The 20421-nt window shown below is 52.1% G+C and carries 15 protein-coding genes and 4 pseudogenes; 15 read left to right on the top strand and 4 right to left on the bottom strand.

Annotated elements, in window-relative coordinates:
* Positions 1–52 precede the first annotated feature (52 nt).
* From ABK821_RS14225 to ABK821_RS14245, 5 genes and pseudogenes are all read left to right on the top strand, one after another.
* Positions 53–244 (top strand): annotated as a pseudogene (locus ABK821_RS14225) (Tn3 family transposase); the annotation flags it as partial.
* A gap of 327 nt (positions 245–571) precedes the next feature.
* Complete coding sequence (locus tag ABK821_RS14230) at positions 572–1090, top strand: hypothetical protein (RefSeq protein WP_260607822.1); 519 nt, start codon at positions 572–574, stop codon at positions 1088–1090.
* Positions 1091–1667: 577 nt separating this feature from the next.
* Positions 1668–1973, top strand: coding sequence for a CPBP family intramembrane glutamic endopeptidase (locus ABK821_RS14235; RefSeq protein ID WP_260607866.1), 306 nt, complete (start codon positions 1668–1670; stop codon positions 1971–1973).
* A 2-nt stretch (positions 1974–1975) separates the two neighbouring features.
* Positions 1976–3229 carry an HlyD family secretion protein gene (locus ABK821_RS14240; RefSeq protein ID WP_138362247.1) on the top strand — a complete coding sequence of 418 codons (1254 nt, stop codon included), beginning with the start codon at positions 1976–1978 and terminating at the stop codon, positions 3227–3229.
* On the top strand, positions 3229–5415 hold the full coding sequence (locus ABK821_RS14245; RefSeq protein ID WP_138362248.1) for a peptidase domain-containing ABC transporter: 2187 nt from the start codon (positions 3229–3231) through the stop codon (positions 5413–5415). Before ABK821_RS14240 ends, ABK821_RS14245 begins: the two co-directional genes overlap by 1 nt.
* Here the strand turns inward: ABK821_RS14245 and ABK821_RS14250 are convergent.
* The 3 genes and pseudogenes from ABK821_RS14250 to pqqU form a co-directional block, all read right to left on the bottom strand.
* Positions 5390–5488: pseudogene (locus tag ABK821_RS14250) on the bottom strand (IS1 family transposase); the annotation flags it as partial. The gene ABK821_RS14245 and the pseudogene ABK821_RS14250 overlap by 26 nt on opposite strands.
* 134 nt (positions 5489–5622) lie before the next feature.
* Positions 5623–6219: pseudogene (locus tag ABK821_RS14255) on the bottom strand (nucleoside hydrolase); the annotation flags it as partial.
* 141 nt (positions 6220–6360) lie between these two features.
* A complete protein-coding gene (pqqU, locus tag ABK821_RS14260; RefSeq protein ID WP_171034914.1) occupies positions 6361–8472 on the bottom strand; it encodes a TonB-dependent receptor PqqU in 2112 nt (703 codons plus the stop codon).
* A 262-nt stretch (positions 8473–8734) separates the two neighbouring features.
* Here pqqU and ABK821_RS14265 point away from each other — a divergent pair, with 262 nt between their 5' ends.
* Positions 8735–9796 carry a YncE family protein gene (locus ABK821_RS14265; protein WP_343178397.1) on the top strand — a complete coding sequence of 354 codons (1062 nt, stop codon included), beginning with the start codon at positions 8735–8737 and terminating at the stop codon, positions 9794–9796.
* Between the two features lie 284 nt (positions 9797–10080).
* Entirely contained in the window at positions 10081–10302 is a 222-nt protein-coding gene (locus ABK821_RS14270; protein ID WP_138362250.1) for a YgdI/YgdR family lipoprotein, read from the top strand.
* Positions 10303–10351: 49 nt separating this feature from the next.
* Here the strand turns inward: ABK821_RS14270 and ansP are convergent, their stop codons facing one another.
* Positions 10352–11809, bottom strand: coding sequence for an L-asparagine permease (ansP, locus tag ABK821_RS14275; protein WP_343178396.1), 1458 nt, complete (start codon positions 11807–11809; stop codon positions 10352–10354).
* Between the two features lie 277 nt (positions 11810–12086).
* On the opposite strand from ansP, the gene ABK821_RS14280 reads away from it, so the two are divergent.
* From ABK821_RS14280 to ABK821_RS14315, 8 genes and pseudogenes are all read left to right on the top strand, one after another.
* Positions 12087–12623 carry an AAA family ATPase gene (locus tag ABK821_RS14280; RefSeq protein WP_138362252.1) on the top strand — a complete coding sequence of 179 codons (537 nt, stop codon included), beginning with the start codon at positions 12087–12089 and terminating at the stop codon, positions 12621–12623.
* 158 nt (positions 12624–12781) lie between these two features.
* Positions 12782–13783, top strand: a complete 1002-nt coding sequence (locus ABK821_RS14285) for an LLM class flavin-dependent oxidoreductase (RefSeq protein WP_343178395.1) — start codon at positions 12782–12784, stop codon at positions 13781–13783.
* Positions 13780–14901, top strand: coding sequence for an amidohydrolase (locus tag ABK821_RS14290; protein ID WP_142501922.1), 1122 nt, complete (start codon positions 13780–13782; stop codon positions 14899–14901). Before ABK821_RS14285 ends, ABK821_RS14290 begins: the two co-directional genes overlap by 4 nt.
* A 24-nt stretch (positions 14902–14925) precedes the next feature.
* Positions 14926–17190, top strand: a pseudogene (locus tag ABK821_RS14295) (NtaA/DmoA family FMN-dependent monooxygenase).
* 11 nt (positions 17191–17201) lie between these two features.
* Positions 17202–17711, top strand: coding sequence for a GNAT family N-acetyltransferase (locus ABK821_RS14300; protein ID WP_138362257.1), 510 nt, complete (start codon positions 17202–17204; stop codon positions 17709–17711).
* A 9-nt stretch (positions 17712–17720) separates the two neighbouring features.
* The gene (locus ABK821_RS14305) at positions 17721–18647 is read left to right on the top strand and encodes an amino acid ABC transporter permease (RefSeq protein ID WP_138362258.1); all 927 of its coding nucleotides are present in this window, start codon (positions 17721–17723) and stop codon (positions 18645–18647) included.
* Positions 18631–19410 carry an amino acid ABC transporter ATP-binding protein gene (locus ABK821_RS14310; protein ID WP_138362259.1) on the top strand — a complete coding sequence of 260 codons (780 nt, stop codon included), beginning with the start codon at positions 18631–18633 and terminating at the stop codon, positions 19408–19410. The genes ABK821_RS14305 and ABK821_RS14310 overlap by 17 nt, the downstream gene beginning before the upstream one ends.
* Entirely contained in the window at positions 19407–20300 is an 894-nt protein-coding gene (locus ABK821_RS14315; protein ID WP_138362260.1) for an ABC transporter substrate-binding protein, read from the top strand. Before ABK821_RS14310 ends, ABK821_RS14315 begins: the two co-directional genes overlap by 4 nt.
* Positions 20301–20421: the final 121 nt, after the last annotated feature.

Below are 20421 nucleotides of genomic sequence, written 5' to 3' on the forward strand. Positions count from 1 at the left end.
GGACAGCATGCTCTCCTGTTACTGAAAAATCAAGCATCTTCAATGATCACGGGTATATATGGAAAGGGCGATCGAAGCCCTGAAGCGTAAGGGACTAAAGATCAGCGAACAACTGCTGTCGCATTTGTCGCCGTTAGGCTGGGAACACATCAATCTGACAGGCGATTATATCTCGGATACCGGCTTCCGGTAAGTTTCGTCGGCTGAGGCCCGCTAAAGTAGAAAGGTCAAAAAACAACCTTAACGTACAATAATTTTCGATATCCAAACTGACCCCTCTATGCGCCTTTGGCGCATTCCTGGAATGCCTGCGCGCTGCTCGGCATTCTTAGGGGTTTGACGCTCAATGGAACGATTTCACACGTTAAACCTATTTAATCCGATAAATCAAAACATTGTGGACAGTGAAAAATGCGCCTAAAACGGTGTCTTTTTAATCGGTAAATGGCACTTAACGGACACCGCTGTCCATTAATCGATTTTTCAGACGACTTTTCTCGCCTAGCGTGAGTTTTATTTCCGTTGAGCGTCAGATCCCTGACTCTGCTGCGACACCCACTGTTCGGTGGCTTTGAAGCCACAAACGCTACAGACTTTTGACTTGCAGCTCTACCAAAAAACGGAATCGAATGTAATTTACAATTTCTTACATAAATTCACTTTATGCATACATTTTGGTTGTGTGATATTAAAAGAACACTTTATATTAAGGTTTTTTATGACAAATATCAGAGAGTTGAGTTTTGATGAAATAGCCATAGTCAGTGGTGGTGAAGGGCATGGATCGGAAGTTAATCGTGACAAGCGGGACGCAAGAAATGCTCGCAATTCTCTTATTCAGGCTCGTCCATACAACGGACCCACTTATATTTACAGTGATCCGAGTACAGTCAAATGCGCTGATGCTGTCTTTGGTGGGATGATCGGAGGCGCAATTAAAGGTGGTGTTGTTGGAATGGCCAGGGGAACTATTGGTGGAGCCATTACCGGTCAGTGTCTTTCCGGCGGGGGAAATGGTAACGGAAACGGAAGTAAAGCTGGTTCCAGTAATTGCTCAGGAAGTAACGTCGGTGGTACCTGTAGTCGATAAGTAAGTATCAATGGAGGATACTATGGTGGTTTTTAAAATATTGTCTTTTATATTAAGTTTATTACTGGGTTTTGCGCTGTTAAGTGGTTCCTCCATAATCAACCTATCCTGGTTTTCATTTCCTGAGAGCTTTTCAAAAATAGTAATTACATTGATCACCTTATTTTCCACCGCTAGATTTACAGATATAGTTTTAGCGAAAATGAGGAAAATCATAAAGTGATGCCTGGTAATGAATGATCGTATGAGCCAATTTATATATAGCAAACACAATACTATTATTTTTTTTATAGTAGTTGCTATATCTACGATTGTGACGCTATCGCCAGCCGTGACGCTACATTATGTTGAACTGGATACTGCTTTTTACATTGTGTTTGTTACAGAAATTTTGATTTCAACTTTTGTTTATTTGTTTTATCTAAGAAAACTTTTTGAATCCAGTATAGAAATACAGGCGAGCTTAGTTTCAGTTAAATACTCAGTCGCTTCGCTTCTTATAATCATTGTTATACAGTTTGCTGTTTACTGCTATAGAGACTATTTGTATAATTACGAACCGACGCAGATAAACTGGATGACATTTTTAGTAATGACACTGGTAGTACCTTACTATGAAGAAATTGTGTACAGAGGTTGTGCTTTCGGGGTTATATGTTCAATCTACAGAAAGAATCTGTTCATTCCTTGTGTGGTAACGTCTGTGTTTTTTTGTCTAATGCATGGGCAGTATTATAACTTATTAGATCAGATGATCCTTTTTATTATATCGATGCTATTATTTTTAGTTAGAATAAAAAGTAGATCACTTTTTTATCCTATGCTTGTACACTCAGGCATGAACTTATTTGTTATTTTGTTAAACATTCAAAATATATTATAATTATGAGTATATTCAGGGAGGAAGCATTAAAGCATCACAGTGATGCCGAATACGGAAAGATTATCTTACCTGTATCATTTGGAATGTCTGTGTGCGCCATTGCTACGATATTTCTGGCTCTGGGCGCTGCATTATTTATTTGGTATGGAAGTTATACCCGCAAGGCTCATCTTACCGGTATCGTTATGCCTTCATCAGGACTGGTGAAAATAACACCGAAATACGCCGGATATGTCACCCGACAGACTGTTTCAGAAGGCCATCATGTCGTCGCTGGTGAACCCGTTTACCATGTCAGCGGCGAACATTATAACGGACAGGGCACAGGTATGCTGGCTGCCATGAGTATGTCCCTGAGAACTCAGTATACTATGCTGACTTCTCAGCAGGCTCTGGAATTGCATGACAACAGTCAACAGCAGCAAGCCATGCATCAGCGAATAGCGTCCCTGAAACAACAGGTTAAAAGTGCAGAGCAGCGTCTGGCGCTTGCCGGGCACCAGGCTGTGCTGGCTGTGTCCATTATGGGGCGTTATAAAAAACTTTCTGGTACACATTACGTATCAGATATCGAATATCAGCAGAAGCAAATTGAAGTTTCTGCGGCACAGCAAAACATTGAGGATCAGCGCCAGGGGCTTCTGCAACTACGTACTGCAATGGCGGCTGCTGAAGATGACCTTAACCATCTTATCGTTCAGGGAGAAAGCCGTAAGGCTGAGATAGACAGGCAGTTACAGGGGATCAGGCAACAGCAGGACGAAGTGGCCGGACAGGAGAACTTTACGTTGACGGCACCGGTATCCGGTACCGTTGCGGCGGTGCTGGTCAGGCAGGGACAATCCGTCAGAGCGTCGGAGCCAGTGATGACAGTAGTGCCGGATGACGCCAGCCTGCAGATAGAGCTCTATGCCACCAGTCAGAATGCAGGGTTCATCCAGCCGGGGCAGCGTGTAGCACTTCGGTTCGCCGCCTTCCCTTATCAAAAGTTTGGCGTTCAGTACGGGACTATCCGTGAGATAAGCCGTACAACGTTGACTCCTTCAGATTTACTCTCTGTATCCCCCGTAACCTGGAAAGAGAACGAAGGGCACTATCGCGTCATCGTCGAACCTGAGAATACCTTTATTCTGGCTTATGGAAAAAAAGAACCCCTGCGCCCCGGCATGGCCCTTGAGGGTGATGTCAGTCTGGATACCCGCCATTTGTGGGAGTGGCTGACAGAACCGCTCTGGAGTCTGAAAGGAAAACTGTAATGAATACACTTAAATGGGCAGCGAGAAAACAGCTTCCCCTCATCCGTCAGACAGAATCAGCGGAATGTGGTCTGGCATGTCTGGCAATGGTGGCCAGCTGGCATGGTCTGCAGACGGATCTACCCACACTCCGTGAACGTTTCAGTATTAGCACTCAGGGAATGACCCTGCAAAGACTGATTGAGTGTGCGGCCGGTATCCGGTTGTCTTCCCGCGCCGTAAGGCTGGAGCCGGAGGACCTGAAGTCCCTTTCTCTCCCCTGTATTCTCCACTGGAACATGAACCATTTCGTTGTGCTCTATAAAGTTCGTGGGAGCAGGCTGGTCATTCATGATCCGGACAAGGGAAAGGTAGCTCTATTTCTACAGGATGCAGGAAAACATTTCACCGGCGTCGCGCTGGAACTGACACCAGCCAGCGATTTTACCGCACGTGATGAAAGAAAAAAAATCCATTTGCGCCAACTGTCAGGTAAGACTTCGGGCCTGTTGCCATCAATGGTACGAATTATCGTTTTTGCTCTGGCGCTGGAAATCCTGGCACTCGCAAGTCCGCTTCTCAACCAGTTAGTAATTGACGAAGTACTGGTGGCTGCCGACAGGAGTCTGTTGACCGTCATTATTATTGCGTTGCTACTGCTGTCTCTGACACAGATGCTTCTCTCACTGGCACTTCAGTGGGCCAGTATTACCCTGTCCGTCAATTTCAACATGCAGTGGACAGCCCGGGTTTTCCATCATCTGGTGCGTCTTCCACTCGCCTGGTTTGATGCGCGCAGTAAGGGGAGTATCAATGCCCGTTTTGATGCAGTGAACACCATCCAGCAGGCGCTGACCACGCAGGTACTGGAAGGTATTTTGGATGTATTGCTCGTGATAACTGCGCTCTGCATGATGCTGCTATACAGTCCGGAAATGACGTTGATAGCCGCACTGGCCGCGATTCTCTACGGTTTGCTGAGAGCTCTATGGTATCCGTCCCTTCGACAGTCAGCAGAAGATGCCTGGGACGCAGGAGCCAGGGAGTCCGGGTATTTTCTTGAAACCCTCAATGGTATTCTGAGCCTGAGAATTAATGGTGTGACAGCGCATCGTGAGGCCGCCTGGCTGAATCTTAACGTCGTTCGCAGAAATACACAGCTGCGGCAGAGCCGTCTGCTGATGTGGTATGACATTGCGCATACCCTGACCGGTAGCATAGTATCGGCGGTAATTTTATGGAAAGGTGCCGGGGAAGTATTGAATGGTACGTTTACTGTCGGCATGTTGGTTGCTTATTTGTCCTATCAGATGCGTTTTTCATCCAGTATCAGCAGCCTGACCGATAAGTTTTTTTCCTGGCGGATGCTTGATGTCTACAACGAACGCCTAGCTGATATTGTGCTGACTCCGACAGAAGACCATCAGCGACAACCACCTCAGGAAGACAATTATACTTCTGTCTTCCCGTCCCCATTACGGGGATATGTGACAGATGATGCCCACCCCCCTTTATCCCTTGATCACATTACCTTCAGTCACAAGGGAGGGAATAAACCGTTACTCCGTGGGGTGTCGCTAACACTCCATCCAGGTGAAGTGGTCGCCATTACCGGTAAATCAGGATGCGGAAAATCGACGCTGGTGAAACTTATTCTTGGAATTCATGTCCCTGATGAAGGAACGGTCAGAACATTTGGCATACCGCAAACAAACCCCGATTATTTTCAGGTACGCCAGCGGATTGGTACCGTACTGCAGGATGATCACCTTTTCAGGGGATCTATTGCAGATAACATCATTTTCTTCAGTGAAGACCGCAATCAGGAAAGAATGGTCCATTGTGCCCGTCTGGCGCTCATTGACATCGACATCATGGCAATGCCGATGGGATATCAGACATTAATCGGTGAAACCGGTGGTGGGCTTTCCGGAGGGCAAAAGCAACGTATTTTGCTGGCAAGAGCGTTGTACAAAAAACCGGGTTTTTTGTTACTAGATGAAGCAACCAGCCACCTTGATGTTGAGAGTGAAATCCAGATAAGCCAGACGCTGCGCGAACTGGAACTACCTGTCCTACTGATTGCCCATCGTCCCGGAACCATTGCCTCTGCAGACAGGGTTCTGTCTCTGGCTGACGGATATTTTACTGAATTGAAACATCAGCGGGTAATGCCTCCAATTAGTAGAACATGTATTTCTCAATGAAGGAACCGATGAGTTTTTCATGCAGTTCAACAGAATGTGAGAAACAGATAGTCCGGCGAGCCAGACGCTTGATTGATAGGATTTAAAACCCCAAAATGGACAAAACTTAACCACAAAATGGCATGCTGAACTGACGCGGTTTTGTTGTTTTACCAATTAATCATTCAGCACTCATCGGTATTGTGTAAGCGTTAAGTAAGCGCCGTATTGACGGCTATCAACGTGAATTTGCGCTTTGTGGGTCACATCCAGTCCGGCCATCACCACCGGAATTCCTGACTGGAAAACGATCTCGGCGGCTTCCGGGTCGACATAGATATTAAATTCGACCGCAGGTTGCCAGTTACCCAGCGCCATCGCGCCGCCCATAATCACAATGCGGGCGATTTTGGCATGCAGGTTAGGGTAGCTGTTGAGCAAGAGGGCGACGTTGGTTTGCGGCCCGGTGGCGACGATAGTTACCGGCTCAATGCTTTCACGCAGGGTTTTGGCCATTAACTCTACGGCGGTACAGGCGTGTGGGGCAAAGCCTGGCTCCGGCAGCGCCGGGCCATCAAGCCCGCTTTCGCCATGCACATTATCAGCGATAATCAATTCCCGCATCAACGGCTTGAGCGCGCCACCAGCAACCGGAATATCCGGACGTTTAAGCAGAGTCAGCATCCGCAGCACATTGCGCAATGTTTTGTCCGGCGTCTGGTTTCCGGCAGATGACGTGACGGCTTTCACATCAAGTTCAGGCGACGCGAGGGCAATCGCGTCATTATGACCGGGATCGCAATCAATAATAACGGGGAGTGTCATGGTGGTTCCTTATTGGCATTGTTTTGTGACAAGGATCACGCCTTGAAAGAAAGTGGACGATAGGCGGAGTTGCGAAGCGTGATGGAGAGTGGATTAAGCATGAAGCGCGCAGCCCTGGAATAGGGCTGCGCTAAAGGCGTCTTACTCAAATCGCCATGCAAGATCCAAACCGATACCGTAGTTACGTCCCGGCGCTGGTTCAAAGTAGCGGCCGTTGGATTCATTAACGATAACCGAGCCCGCATAGCGGCGGTCGAACAGGTTATCGACGCGGCCAAACAGGTCGATATCCAGCTTGCTGTAGTGCCATTTATAGCCGGTCGTCAGGCCGACCACCGTCCATGAAGGCGCTTTCGCGGTATTTTTGTCATTGGCCATCATATCGCTCAAATAGCGAATATCGCTGCCCGCGTACCAGCCGTGCTCGGGCTGATAGCCGAAGGAGGCATAGCCCATATTACGGGCGATCCCCGGAATACGATTGCCTTTGCAATTGGCATCGTTGCAGACATTTGTGCGATAGGTCGCATCCAGCCAGGTCCAGGCCGCTTTTAAACGCCAACTGTCGCCGAACTGCTGATCCAGCCCCAGTTCCATACCTTGTCGACGGGTCTTACCCGCGTTCTTGTAGCTGGTGCGCCCGCCGCTGCTGGCGTCGACAACAATCTCATTATCGGTATCGGTCTGGAATAGCGCCGCCGTTAACAAACCATTGCCGATACGCGTCTTGCTGCCAATTTCCACGGTTTTATTGGTCGACGGTTTCAGGGCAAAATTAAGCCCGCTTTGGTTGCCGGAACGGTAAGAAAGTTCGTTAATCGTTGGGGTTTCAAAGCCGCGACCAGCGGACACATACAGATTCCACGCGTCGGTGACGGCATATTTCAGCGATCCCGCTGGCAGCCACTTATGATAACTGGCGTCGCCGCTGTCATCGCCATTGCCGGAGGTAATATAGTCATCATTGGAATCGAACCATACCGAGCTGTAACGAACGCCCGCATCCAGCGAAAGTTTTTCGCTAAGCTGCCATCGGGTTTGCAGGTAAGGATCGAGATTCCACATCAGGTTACGTTCGTTACGGCGCAAATTGCCTTTTTCTCCGTACTGCACTGCACCGTTGCTGATCACGAAGTTTTCGAAACCTTTACGCCGCTCAGTCATGGTTTCGTAATCAAGGCCGGTGGTAAAGGTGACCGGTACCAGCAGTTCGCCCCGGTGGGTCCAGCGGGTATCAATTCCCTGATAGTGTCGCGTCAGTTCAATCACGCCGCCAGCGTGGCTGGCATTGAGCTGTGGATCGCGGGGAATGGACTGATACTGCGTGGTTTCGCGCTCTCCGGCGTACATCATTACGCTCAGGTCATCCTGCTCGCTCAACTGGCGCGCGTAGCGCAGGCCTGCCTGGGTCTGCTTGATGGTTTTACGGGTGTTGTACTGATCGCCACGAGGAGACTGGCGCGGATTGTTCTGCCATTCGTCATAGCTCAGGCCGCCTGCGTCATTAGCTTTGATATCCACGCTGTTAAACAGCAGCGTCAGTTTGCTGGCATCATCAATCCGCACGCCCAGTTTGGCGTTCGCGAGATTTTTACGCGCACCGCTATGGTCGCGGGAACCGTGGGTGGTGAAACGGTTGGTGGAAACGACATAGTCGACATCCCCCGCATGGCTTCCATCGCCGACCGCCCCGGTCGCTTTCAGACCGTAATGCCAGGTGCCGAAGCTGCCATAATAGCTGCTGGCCTCAATGGTTGGCGGCTGACTGCCGGTCTGGCTGGTGGCATTAATCACTCCGCCGGAAGAGTTGCCATATAATGCTGAAAAAGGCCCGCGCAGGATTTCAATTGAATCGAGACTGGCAATATCAATATTTGACGTCTGTCCCTGACCATCAGGCATGGTAGCCGGAATGCCATCGACGTAAATACGCAGCCCGCGTACGCCGTAGGTCGAACGGGAACCAAAACCGCGAACAGAAAGCTGCAGATCCTGGGCATAGTTTTGTCGGTTTTGTATCTGTAACCCCGGAACCGCGCCCAGCGACTCAGAAAGGTTTACCCGTGGTGCGGCCTGGCGCATTTCATCGCCATTAACCACGCTAACGGCGGCGGGGGTATCGAGTTCAGAAACCGTGGACGGCGTGGCGGTGACCAGCAGGGTTTGTTCAGCGGCGCTGGCCGTTGGCTGCGTGGCAAAAAACGGTAAAAGCAGAGAGGGCAGCGCGGTGGCGCGCACGGAAAGGATTTTCATTAAAGTGACTCGCAAACGAACCAAACGGAACATAACGCTATATGTTAACTTGTTTGTAAATATTTTGAAAAGAACTAGCGGCATTTAAGTTAACGAATGACGAGGGGTTGGTGATATCCCGGGCATAAAACAGAATTAACGCTCCACATTAAGATAAATAATGATTACTATTCGCATTCCGAAGAGTAGCGCAAGGCAATGATTTTGCGCCACGGAAGCACCATCGACCAGGCATATATTTGTTTTATCAAAGGGAGTTCTCATGTCATTACGTCATCTGTCCGCGCCACGTCTGCGCCGTTCACTCTTGTTAACTTCGTTACTGCTGGCAGGAAGCTTCAGCGCCCATGCGGCGGAAGAAATGCTGCGTAAGGCCGTCGGCAAGGGGGCATACGAAATGGCCTATAGCCAGCAGGAGAACGCGTTGTGGGTCGCCACTTCGCAAAGCCGTTCGTTGGATAAAGGCGGAATTGTTTATCGTCTCGATCCAACGACGCTCGACGTGACGCAAATTATTCATAACGATCTTAAACCGTTTGGCGCGACCATCAACAACGCCACCCAGACGCTGTGGTTTGGCAATACCCTTGACAGCACGGTAACAGCTATCGATGCCAAAACCGGCAAAGTGAAAGGGCGTCTGGTGCTGGATCCGCGCGGGCGTAGCGAAACCGTGCGTCCTCTGGCTCCACGTGAACTGGCGGTTAATGAGAAAACGAACACGATCTATATCACCGGTCTGGGCAAAGAGAGCGTGATCTGGGTGGTTGATGGCGATAAGCTGACGCTAAAAGATACCATCGCCAATACCGGCGCGATGGCGACAGGCCTGGCGGTGGACCCGGAGGCGAACCGTATCTACACCACGAACGCCGATGGCGAACTGGTGACAATCGACAGCACAACCAACAAGATCCTGTCGCGTAAGAAGCTGCTGGATGATGGGAAAGAGCACTTCTACCTGAACCTGAGCCTGGATACTGCCGGGCATCGTGCCTTTATCACCGACAGTAAGCAGCCTGACGTGCTGGTGGTCGATACGCGCAATGGTAACGTGCTGGAGAAAATCGCCGCGCCAGAATCGCTGGCGGTGCTGTTTAACCCGGCCCGCAATGAGGCCTACGTGACCCATCGCAAAGCCGGTGAAGTGAGCGTGATTGATGGTAAGACTTACAAAGTGGTTAAAACCTTCAAAACCCCGACGCATCCGAACAGCCTGACGCTCTCACCTGATGGTAAAACGTTGTACGTCAGCGTGAAGCAGGAATCAACGCGCCAGAAAGAAGCCACCCAACCGGATGATGTTATCCGCATTGCACTGTGATCTGGACAGGAGGGAAAATTCCCTCCTGTGAGTTGTACTCGCATTTTTGCCGGATGACGGTTTTGCCTTATCCGGCCTGTAAAATCCATCATTTCCCGTCAGCGAAGCGCCGCCGGGTGACTGCTGCAAACAGCACTTGCGACTATGCTGCGCGAAGAGGTCATCCTTGCTTTTTTCCTGAATCACCTTCTGTTACAAACACTTATTAGCCGGGTAAATATAATGGTTATACACTTAAGACTTTCCTGCCTTCGCGGGAAAGGGATATTCATTCTGGAGAAAAGATGAAAAAATCATTAATGGTTGTCTGCGCTGGCACGCTGCTGGCTCTTCTGGCTGGCTGTAGCTCAAACTATGTGATGACGACGAAAAGCGGGCAGACGATTGTAACGCAAGGCAAACCAAAGCTGGATAAAGATACCGGCATGACCAGCTATACCGATGAATCAGGCAATAAACGCCAGATTAACAGCAGCGACGTTGCGCAACTGGTGGAAGATAATTAAGTCCTGAAGTAGCGGTTTGCCCACCGGGGCAAACCGTAAACGTGATTGATTACTGCTTTTCAATACCTGGCGCGGTGCTGTGAATAGCATGCACGCGTTTACGCACGCCAAACCACCCGACCACCAGCAATACGGCAATCAGCGGAATTGAGCCAATAGTATAAGTGCCATTCGGGTAATCGAACGCCATCAGCACCAGTACGCTAAGTAAAAACAACAGAGTCAGCCAGGAAGTAAAAGGCGCCCCTGGCATCCTGAAGCTGACATCCGCCGCTTTTCCTTCCTTTATGGCCTGACGCAGACGCATCTGGCAAATCACAATAAATCCCCACGACGCGATAATGCCCAACGAGGCGACGTTAAGGACAATTTCAAATACCTGTGAAGGCACCAGATAGTTGAGGAACACCCCGACCACATAGACCGCCAGCGTCGCCAGAATGCCGGCATAGGGGACGTGATGACGGCTCATTTTCGACATAAACTTCGGTGCGGATCCCCCCATCGACATGGATCGCAGGATACGCCCGGTGGAATAGAGGCCGGAGTTAAGGCTGGAGAGGGCGGCGGTTAACACCACGATATTCATGATGCTGCCAACATAGGGTACGCCGAGCTTTGAGAAGAAGGTGACAAACGGACTCTGTCCGGCCTGGTAGGCGTTCCACGGCAGGAGCAGCACCAGCAGCAGTACCGAACCAACGTAGAACAGACCGATACGCCAGATCACGCTATTAATGGCGCGCGGCACCATGGTCTGCGGATCTTTACACTCGCCTGCGGCGGTGCCCACCAGCTCAATGGAAGCGAAGGCGAAGACCACACCCTGTACCAGCACCAGCGCTGGCAGCAGGCCGTGCGGAAAGAGGCCGCCGTTATCGGTGATCAGGTGAAAACCGGTGGCATTGCCGTCCAGCGGCTTACCGCTGCCGAGAAAGACAGTCCCCACCACCAGAAAGATAACAATCGCCAGCACTTTCACCAGCGCAAACCAGAACTCCATCTCGGCGAACCATTTGACGCCAATCATATTCATGGTGCCGACAATCGCCAGCGCGCCGAGGGCGAAAACCCACTGGGGAACATCGCCGAATGCGCCCCAATAGTGCATATACAATGCGACGGCGGTGATATCGACAATCCCGGTCATCGCCCAGTTAATAAAGTACATCCAGCCCGCGACGTAGGCCGCTTTCTCACCGAGAAACTCACGGGCGTAGGAGACGAAGCTACCGCTGGAAGGGCGATGAAGAACCAGTTCGCCCAATGCACGTAAAATAAAAAACGAAAAGATACCGCAAACCAGATAGACCAGCGCCAGGGCGGGACCTGCCATCTGTAAGCGTGCGCCCGCGCCGAGAAACAGGCCGGTACCGATAGCGCCGCCGATGGCGATCATCTGTACCTGACGGTTGCCCATCGCCTTGTGATAGCCGGAATCCTGCGCGTTTAGCCAGTGGCGTTTCGCGGCGTGCTGCTCCGCCACGCCAGAATGTTTTGTCTTCATTGGTGTCGCTATTTTCCTGTCAGTGTCGATGAAGTAGGTTGTGATGCCGGCTTTCTCATCATTCTGATGAATGAGATAAGCCAGCATGGCGGAGAATCCTACACGCATCGCAAAACAGACGCACGTAAAACATGACGAGACAGCACTTGCTTATAGATCAAGGAGATCGGATCGCTCAGCGCAGAAGGCGCGCCGGGAGGACGCCGGAAAAATTTTGCTCATCGTTTTGTGGTAATTACGCTATGATGCTCGGCCCGCATTTGCCCGAGAGACAACGATGAAAATCAATGTAGTAGGGACCAGCGGCGTCGGCAAATCTACTCTCGCGCGTCGGCTGGCTCAGGAACTGTCATTACCCTATATCGAAATGGATGTACTCTACTGGTTACCTCAGTGGCAAGGCACGCCAGATGATCTGTTTTTCGCTAAACTCGCCGCGGCTACCGCCGGACCTGGCTGGGTCCTTGACGGCAACTACAACCGCAGTCGTCCGGTAAAATGGCGCGATGTGGATCTCGTTGTGTGGGTGGATTACGGTTTCTGGCGCACCCTCCGCCAGGCGGTATCGCGAGCGGTTTCCCGTGCTTTTCACCAGCAAGAACTGTGGCCAGGTACCGGCAATCGCGAAACGTTCCGTCGTTCTTTCTTTAGTCGCGAATCCATTATTCTCTGGACGCTGAAAACCTGGCGTAAGAATCGCCAGCGCTATCAGGCGGATATGTTCGATCCGCAGTATCAACATATCCGCTTTGTGCGTTTACGCAACCAACAGCAGGCCGAGGCGTTGGTGCGCGAGCTGCAGCACCTGAGCTGAGCGCGGAACAGGCCCAACGCCCTCGTCTCCCGAGTCTTTGATACCGCTGCGGATTTCGCATATCTAATTTTTAGCAGAGCACATGTAAATAAATTGTTTCTCACAGACTCCGTGCGCTTCTCATAATGCAGGCATGTTAATTGATATGAGCCTGCAAAATGTCTTATCGAATCAGTATACTGGATAAAAGTCCGCTAGCGGCCGGGGAGACGGCTGCCCAGGCGCTGGCGCGTACATTAACGCTCGCGCAACAAGCGGAAGCCTGGGGATATCACCGTTTCTGGATTGCCGAACATCACAATACCGACCAGCTCGCGAGTCCGTCGCCGGAACTGGCAATCGCCTGGATACTCGGGCAGACTCGCAAAATTCGCGTCGGCTCCGGCGGAGTAATGCTGCAACACTACAGCCCGTACAAGGTTGCGGAAAACTTCAATATGCTCTCCACTCTGGCTCCGGGCCGTGTCGATCTTGGCGTCGGCAAAGCGCCAGGCGGCCTGCCGCTCTCCACCCGCGCGCTACAGCAGGGGCTCAACCCGCAGGAAAAGGGCATGTTCTCTGACCAACTGGCACAACTGGATAACTGGTTGTCACTAACCTATGCCGAGAGCGATGAGAGCGTGCGCGCAACGCCGATCCCGCCGTGTCGCGCCGAAGGTTTTCTTCTTGGATCCAGCATCGAGAGCGCAGAACTGGCGGCGCAGCTTGACTGGAACTTTGTCTTCGCAGCCCATCTCAACGGCGATAAAAAACTGCTGAACCAGGTGCTGACTCGCTGGCGCGAGCTTAGCCACCGCGCAGCGATTATTGCCGTTCAGGTGGTCGTGGCGGAAGATGCCGCTACGGCGACGGAGCTGGCGAAAGCCGTGGAGCTGTGGGGCGTTGAACTGGAAAATGGACAGCGTGTTACCGTCGGTAGCGAGGCCCAGGCCGCAGCGTTTGCTCGTCAGGCTGGCAGCAAGCCAACACGGATAGCCCGTCGCAAATCGGCCGTACTGTTCGGTACAGCTGAGGAGGTTAAGGCGCAGTTGGATGCATTACAGTCTGCCTTGCGTATTGACGAGTTTATTATCGACACGCCCATTACCGAAGGCACCGCGCGTCTGAATTCCTTACGTCTTCTGGCCCAGGCGCACCTCAATACGGAGGTGCGGCAATGAGCTTTGCTGAACAGTTAATTCGCTGGCGGCGCGAACTGCACCAGTACCCGGAACTCTCGTTGCAGGAAGTTGATACCACCGCGCGTATTCGCGACTGGCTACAGAGCGGGGGGCTGACCCTGTTGCCGTACGACCTGAAAACCGGCGTGGTCGCGGAAGTCGGCTCCGGCGATAAAGTGATTGCCCTGCGTGCCGATATTGACGCACTACCTATTGAAGAGGCGACCAGCGTGCCGTTCCGCTCGCAAAATACCGGGGTAATGCACGCCTGTGGGCATGATATTCATACCAGCGTGATTCTTGGTGCCGCCTTGCTGCTAAAGCAGCGCGAATCACAGCTTGCAGGACGAGTACGTATTTTATTTCAACCTGCTGAAGAGAATTTTGGCGGTGCGAAAATCCTGATTCGTGCCGGGGTGCTGGAGGATGTTGCCGCTATTTTTGGCATGCATAATGAACCGGAGCTGGCGGTGGGCGAATTTGCCACCCGCGGCGGTCCTTTTTACGCGAACGTCGATCGCTTTATTTTCAAAGTGACGGGCAAAGGCTCGCATGCCGCGCGTCCACATGAGGGTAAAGATGCCATTCTGCTGGCAAGCCAACTGGTGACGCTGCTGCAAAGCGTCGCCAGCCGCGAAGTGAACACGCTTGATTCGGTGGTGCTTAGCGTAACGCGGTTCCAGGGGGGAAATACCTGGAACGTACTGCCAGAAAGCGTTGAGCTGGAAGGGACGCTACGTACCCACAATAGCGAAGTACAGCAACGAGTTAAGGCGCGGGTCAGCGAAATTGCCGCAGGATTCGCCAGCGCCTTCGGGGCGCAGATCAACGTGTTTTGGTATGCCGGCCCGACGGCGCTGGTTAATGACGAACGTTGGGCGACTTTCGCCAGAGAAGTGGCGGATAAGTCCGATTACCGCACGCGTCAGGCGGATTTACATCTCGGCGGCGAAGATTTCGCCGTTTATCTCCAGCACATTCCCGGGGCGTTCGTCAGTATCGGTAGCGCCAGCGAATTTGGTCTCCACCATCCGGCATTTAACCCGGATGAGCGTTTAATTGCACCCGCTGCGCATTATTTCGCTGAACTGGCGGAACAGGCGCTTCAACAATTATAATTTTAAATAAAGGCAGGAATAAGTATGTCTGAACAACGGCAACTGCGTCTTGGCACCATATTGCATGGCGCATCGGGAAATATGTCAGCCTGGCGTCATCCAGCCGCGCTGGTGGATGCCAGCATTAATTTTGATTTTGTTAAACAGACGGCGATAAAAGCGGAAGAGGGGAAGTTTGATTTTATTTTTGTTGCCGACGGTCTATATATTAATGAGAAATCAATTCCGCATTTCCTTAATCGCTTCGAACCATTAACCGTATTATCCGCGCTGGCGTCTGTAACCTCGCATTTAGGGCTGGTCGGCACCCTGTCGACCTCTTACAGCGAACCCTTTACAACCGCCCGACAGTTTGCCAGCCTCGACCATCTGAGCGCCGGTCGCGCTGGCTGGAACGTGGTAACATCGCCGCTGGAAGGTTCGGCGAAAAACTTTTCCCGCACACAGCATCCCGATCATGCGTTGCGCTATCGGATCGCCGATGAATATTTGCAGGTGGTGAAAGGGCTATGGGATTCATGGGAGCAGGATGCTTTTGTGCGTAATAAAGAGAGCGGGCAGTTTTTTGATAAAAATAAACTACACACGCTTAATCATCATGGCGATTTCTTTAAAGTCGCGGGTCCGCTAAATATTGCCCGCACACCGCAAGGACGGCCCATTATTTTTCAGGCTGGCGCTTCCAGCGATGGTAAAAAACTGGCAGCCAGTCACGCCGACGCTATTTTTACGCATCAGGCATCGCTGGCGGAAGCGCAGGATTTTTATCGTGATGTCAAAAGCCAGCTTGCAGCACATGGTCGTCGGGAAAATGAACTGCATATTTTCCAGGGCGTCAGCGTAATCGTTGGCGATAGCGCCGAGGATGTGGAGCAGCAATATCAGACAACCGCCGCACTGGTGTCAATTGACGACGCGCTGAATTATCTTGGCCGTTATTTTGAGCATCATGATTTTTCCCAATACCCGCTGGATGAAGCTTTCCCGGATATTGGCGATCTTGGACAAAACAGCTTCCGCAGCACCACCGACGAGATTAAACGCCATGCGCGCGAGCGTGGGCTCACGCTGCGCCAGGCGGCGCTGGAAGCCGCCAGCCCTCGCCCGCGCTTTGCCGGTACTGCCGAAGAGGTCGCTGACGGTTTACAGCTATGGTTTGAACAGCGCGCGGCGGACGGATTCATTATCCAGGGCGGGACACCGGATACTTTCCCGCGATTTGTGGATCAGGTGGTGCCGATTCTTCAGCAGCGAGGATTATTCCGCGAGGCGTATCCCGGCACTACGTTACGCGACAGTTTGGGGCTGGCTGAGCCCGTCAATCAATTCGAAAAACAATAACAGAGAACACTCGCTATGCAGAAAAAATCATTGTTACTGGCATTTGCGCTGGTCGCTAGCGCCTCATCATGGGCCCAGAGCGTCGATATCAACGGCACCAGCGTGAGTCTGGAAGCCAACAAAACACCGATTCATACGGCGAAAAACCCACAGGCTATTGCTCAATTGCCGAAAGGATTGCATCTCGCAGTGCCGGGTGAGTTGACCGTCGCGGTGGCTGCGCTTAATTCGCCGCCTCTGACCGTCTTTTCAGACGATAACAAAACCCTGCTTGGCAGCGAGGTGGATATCGCCCGCCTGGTGGCCGACAGCCTTGGGCTGAAGTTAAATGTCGTTCCCACCTCGTGGGAAGACTGGCCGCTCGGCGTGGCGTCCGGTAAATATGATGCAGCGATCAGCAATATTACCGTCACTAAAGCGCGCAAGGAGAAATTTGATTTTGCCACTTACCGCAAAGATTCACTGGGCTTTTACGTTAAGAGCAACAGCCCGTTGAACAAAATAGATAAAGCGGAGGATATCGCCGGGCTGCGGATCATCGTCGGCTCTGGCACTAATCAGGAAGCAATCCTGCTGGCGTGGAATAGCGAAAATATTAAGAAAGGACTGAAGCCTTTTACGCCGGTTTATACCAAAGATGACGCTGCGCAAACCCTGGCGTTGCAGTCCGGGCGGGCCGACGCCTATTTTGGCCCCAATGTGATTGGCGCGTGGAAAGCAGCGCTGACAGGGAAAACCAAACTGGTCGGCAGCGTTGATGGCGGCTGGCCTAAAGCGGCGCATATCGGTGTGGTGTTGAAAAAAGGCAACGGTCTGGTTAAGCCGGTGCAAACCGCACTGAATGGTGTGATCCAGAACGGAGACTACGCGAAAGTACTGCATCGCTGGGGGGAAAGCGTGGAAAGCATTCCGCACTCGGAAATTAACCCTGCCGGTCTTGGCGACTAACGGGAGGCGGTATGACAGATATTTTCCGCGATGTGTCTCCGGAAGCGCCGGAACTGCAGCCGATTATTGAGGGCCTGTTTGCCGAGTATGCATCACGCTACGGCGACTATTTCTCCCGTCATGCGGAAATCGAGCTAACCGAATGGTATCTGGCGCCGCAGGGGCTGTTTATTGTACTGGAGCGGGAGGGAGAAATTATCGCGACCGGCGCGTATAAGCCGAAAGACCACCATACGGCTGAAATCAAACGGATCTGGACTCATCGTCGCCTGCGCCAGCAGGGGCTGGCGGCGAAAGTCGTGCAGGAACTGGAGCGTCGGGCACAGCTTGCGGGCTACAGTCATATCTACCTGACAACCGGTTTTCGTCAGCCGGAAGCGGTACGGCTCTATCTGAGTCAGGGGTATAAGGCGCAGTTTGATCTCAGCCGGGACCCGGAAGAGTACAGCCAGCCGCCGTTCGATGGCCGACTACGCTTCACTAAAGCGCTGGCGGTCAGCGCACTGAGCCAAAGCGCTTAAGGAGCCAATATGTATACTCATGAAACAATTAAAGTTGTTCCCGCGCGCTATCCGTTGCGGGCAGTGGGAGCGGCGCTGGCTTTACTGGTGCTGGCGGTCGTGATTCAGTCCGTAGCCTTTAACTCTCGCTGGGAGTGGGGCGTCTTCGCCCACTGGTTCTTTGACCCGGTGATCCTTGAGGGGCTGGGGCAGACTCTACTGCTGACTCTTGTGGCTACGATACTCAGCGTAATTTTAGGCGGGCTGCTGGCGCTGGCCCGTCTCTCCAGTTCGTGGTTGTTAAGCAGCCTCGCCTGGGGCTATATCTGGCTGTTCCGTTCACTGCCACTGATTGTGGTGCTGATTATTCTCTACAACTTCTCTTATCTTTACGACAAGTTATCAATAGGCATCCCGTTTACCAGTATAAGCTGGGCCAGCTACGACACTATTAACGTGCTGGGGCAGTTTTCTACCGCCGTTGTTGGGCTAACGCTGGTGCAAAGCGCCTATACCGCTGAAATTATTCGCGGGGGCTTCCTTGGCGTCGATCACGGCCAGTATGAAGCCGCTGCGGCACTGGGGCTTTCGGCCAGCCGCCGCACTCTGCGCATCATCCTTCCGCAGGCGCTGCGCACCATTTTACCTGCGGGTTTTAATGAAATTATCAGCCTCGCCAAAGGGACGGCGATGGTCTACGTGCTGGCGATGCCGGAACTGTTTTATACCATCCAGATGATCTACAACCGCACGCAGGAAGTTATTCCGCTGCTGATGGTCGGTGCTGCCTGGTATCTGGCTATCACCAGTGTGCTGTCGCTAATTCAGTATCTGGTCGAACGCGGTCTGGCGCGCAGTGAGCGTCGTTCTGCTGTCAATAGCGCCCGTGGTAGCCGTCGTATTGAATCCATTCGTCGCTCACAACCGCAGGAGCCTGCTCATGTCCAACTCTCTTAATGGTCATATCTCCATTACCGGCGTCAGTAAATATTTTGGCCGCCATAAAGCGCTGGACGATGTGTCGTTGGAAATCAAACCCGGCACGGTTACGGTGATCCTTGGACCATCGGGTTCGGGAAAATCGACGTTGCTACGGACGATTAATCATCTGGAGCGCGTTGATGAAGGCTTTATCCAGATTGATGGCGACTATATCGGCTACCGACGTAAAGGCGACAAGCTATATGAGTTAAAGGAGAAAGATATTCTTCGGCAAAGGATCAACGTCGGCTATGTGTTTCAAAATTTCAATTTGTTTCCGCACCTGACGGTGCTGGAAAACCTGATTGAAGCGCCTGTCGCCCATAAAAAGGCGACCCGTAAAGAGGCGGTCGAGCAGGCGTATAAACTGCTGGATGTGGTGGGGTTGCGCGATAAAGCCGATGCCTGGTCGCGGCACCTTTCCGGCGGCCAGCAGCAGCGTATCGCAATTGCCAGAGCGCTGGCGCTCAACCCTCGGGTTATTCTGTTCGATGAACCGACTTCCGCGCTTGATCCAGAGCTGGTGGGCGAAGTGCTGGATGTTATTAAAAAGCTGGCGCGCTCCGGTACTACTCTTGTCGTGGTGACGCATGAAATTGGTTTTGCTAAAGAGGTGGCGGATCAGGTGGTGTTTATGGTTGACGGAAAAATTGTTGAGCAGGGCAGCAGCGATGAAGTGCTGAACCATCCTCAGCAGCAGCGTACACGGCAATTTTTATCGAGGGTGCTACCGGCATGAAAAAAGGACTTTTAGCGCTCGCGCTCTTCACCCTGTCTGCTGGCGTGCAGGCAGCCATCGATCTGCGCGCCAATGAACAGCCGCTACCGGTCATCCGCGATGAGCAGGCGATCGCGAAGATCCCGGCAAACTATAAATTTGTTGAGCCGGGTACGCTGACGGTGGCTATTTCGGCGCTTAATTCACCGCCGCTGGCGCTTCTGGCCAGCGATAATCGCACGCGTATTGGCAGCGATCCCGATATTGCCCGGCTGCTGGCCGGGAGCCTTGGACTCAAACTGAAACTGGTGCCCACCGCCTGGGAAGACTGGCCGCTGGGGATCGCTGCCGGGCGTTATGACGTGGCGTTAGTCAATATCGCCGTGACCGAGCAGCGCAAAGAGAAATTTGATTTTGCGACTTATCGCGTCGATTCATTGGCTTTTTCTGTTAAATCAACCAGCGATATTAGCCACATCAGCGGTCCGGCGGATCTCGCCGGTAAAAAAGTGATTGTCGGTTCAGGAACGAATCAGGAGCGGATTTTGCTTGGCTGGAATGCCGAAAACAAAGCCGCCGGGCGTCAACCTGCGCTACCGGTTTATTTAACCGATGATGCTTCAGGCAACCTCTATATTCAGTCCGGGCGGGCTGATGTTTTCTTTGGGCCTCAGTCGACGGCGGCTTATAAAACCGCGTTAAGCGGCAAAACGAAAGTCGTTGGGCTGGGACCGAAGAAAGCCTATGTTGCGACCACCACTAAAAAGGGAAACGGGCTGGTGTATGCCCTTCAGGCGGCGTTAAATGGCGCTATTGCTCGTGGAGAGTACCAGAAGATACTGGCCCGCTGGGGCGAGAAGGGCGAAGAGGTGACACAGTCGCAGGTCAATCCACCAGGGATCACCTACTAAAAGCTCGCTGCTTCGCAGGCGCTGGATGCGAAGCAACGGATCTACCACGCAAAGCATATAATCAACGTCTCCGGCAGGGGCAACGAAATGCCGCACGGAACGAATTTAAAATATAAAAAGA

This window comes from Klebsiella sp. KE9456 (assembly GCF_043832615.1).
GTDB classification, from domain to species: domain Bacteria; phylum Pseudomonadota; class Gammaproteobacteria; order Enterobacterales; family Enterobacteriaceae; genus Klebsiella; species Klebsiella indica.

Coding starts and splice junctions, on each gene's coding strand:
- ABK821_RS14305 (WP_138362258.1), top strand. CDS start 17,721: ATGTATACTCATGAAACAATTAAAGTTGTTCCCGCGCGCTATCCGTTG.
- ABK821_RS14285 (WP_343178395.1), top strand. CDS start 12,782: ATGTCTTATCGAATCAGTATACTGGATAAAAGTCCGCTAGCGGCCGGG.
- ABK821_RS14315 (WP_138362260.1), top strand. CDS start 19,407: ATGAAAAAAGGACTTTTAGCGCTCGCGCTCTTCACCCTGTCTGCTGGC.
- ABK821_RS14280 (WP_138362252.1), top strand. CDS start 12,087: ATGAAAATCAATGTAGTAGGGACCAGCGGCGTCGGCAAATCTACTCTC.
- ABK821_RS14270 (WP_138362250.1), top strand. CDS start 10,081: ATGAAAAAATCATTAATGGTTGTCTGCGCTGGCACGCTGCTGGCTCTT.
- ansP (WP_343178396.1), bottom strand. CDS start 11,809: ATGAAGACAAAACATTCTGGCGTGGCGGAGCAGCACGCCGCGAAACGC.
- ABK821_RS14290 (WP_142501922.1), top strand. CDS start 13,780: ATGAGCTTTGCTGAACAGTTAATTCGCTGGCGGCGCGAACTGCACCAG.
- ABK821_RS14300 (WP_138362257.1), top strand. CDS start 17,202: ATGACAGATATTTTCCGCGATGTGTCTCCGGAAGCGCCGGAACTGCAG.
- ABK821_RS14265 (WP_343178397.1), top strand. CDS start 8,735: ATGTCATTACGTCATCTGTCCGCGCCACGTCTGCGCCGTTCACTCTTG.
- pqqU (WP_171034914.1), bottom strand. CDS start 8,472: ATGAAAATCCTTTCCGTGCGCGCCACCGCGCTGCCCTCTCTGCTTTTA.
- ABK821_RS14310 (WP_138362259.1), top strand. CDS start 18,631: ATGTCCAACTCTCTTAATGGTCATATCTCCATTACCGGCGTCAGTAAA.
- ABK821_RS14245 (WP_138362248.1), top strand. CDS start 3,229: ATGAATACACTTAAATGGGCAGCGAGAAAACAGCTTCCCCTCATCCGT.
- ABK821_RS14235 (WP_260607866.1), top strand. CDS start 1,668: ATGACATTTTTAGTAATGACACTGGTAGTACCTTACTATGAAGAAATT.
- ABK821_RS14240 (WP_138362247.1), top strand. CDS start 1,976: ATGAGTATATTCAGGGAGGAAGCATTAAAGCATCACAGTGATGCCGAA.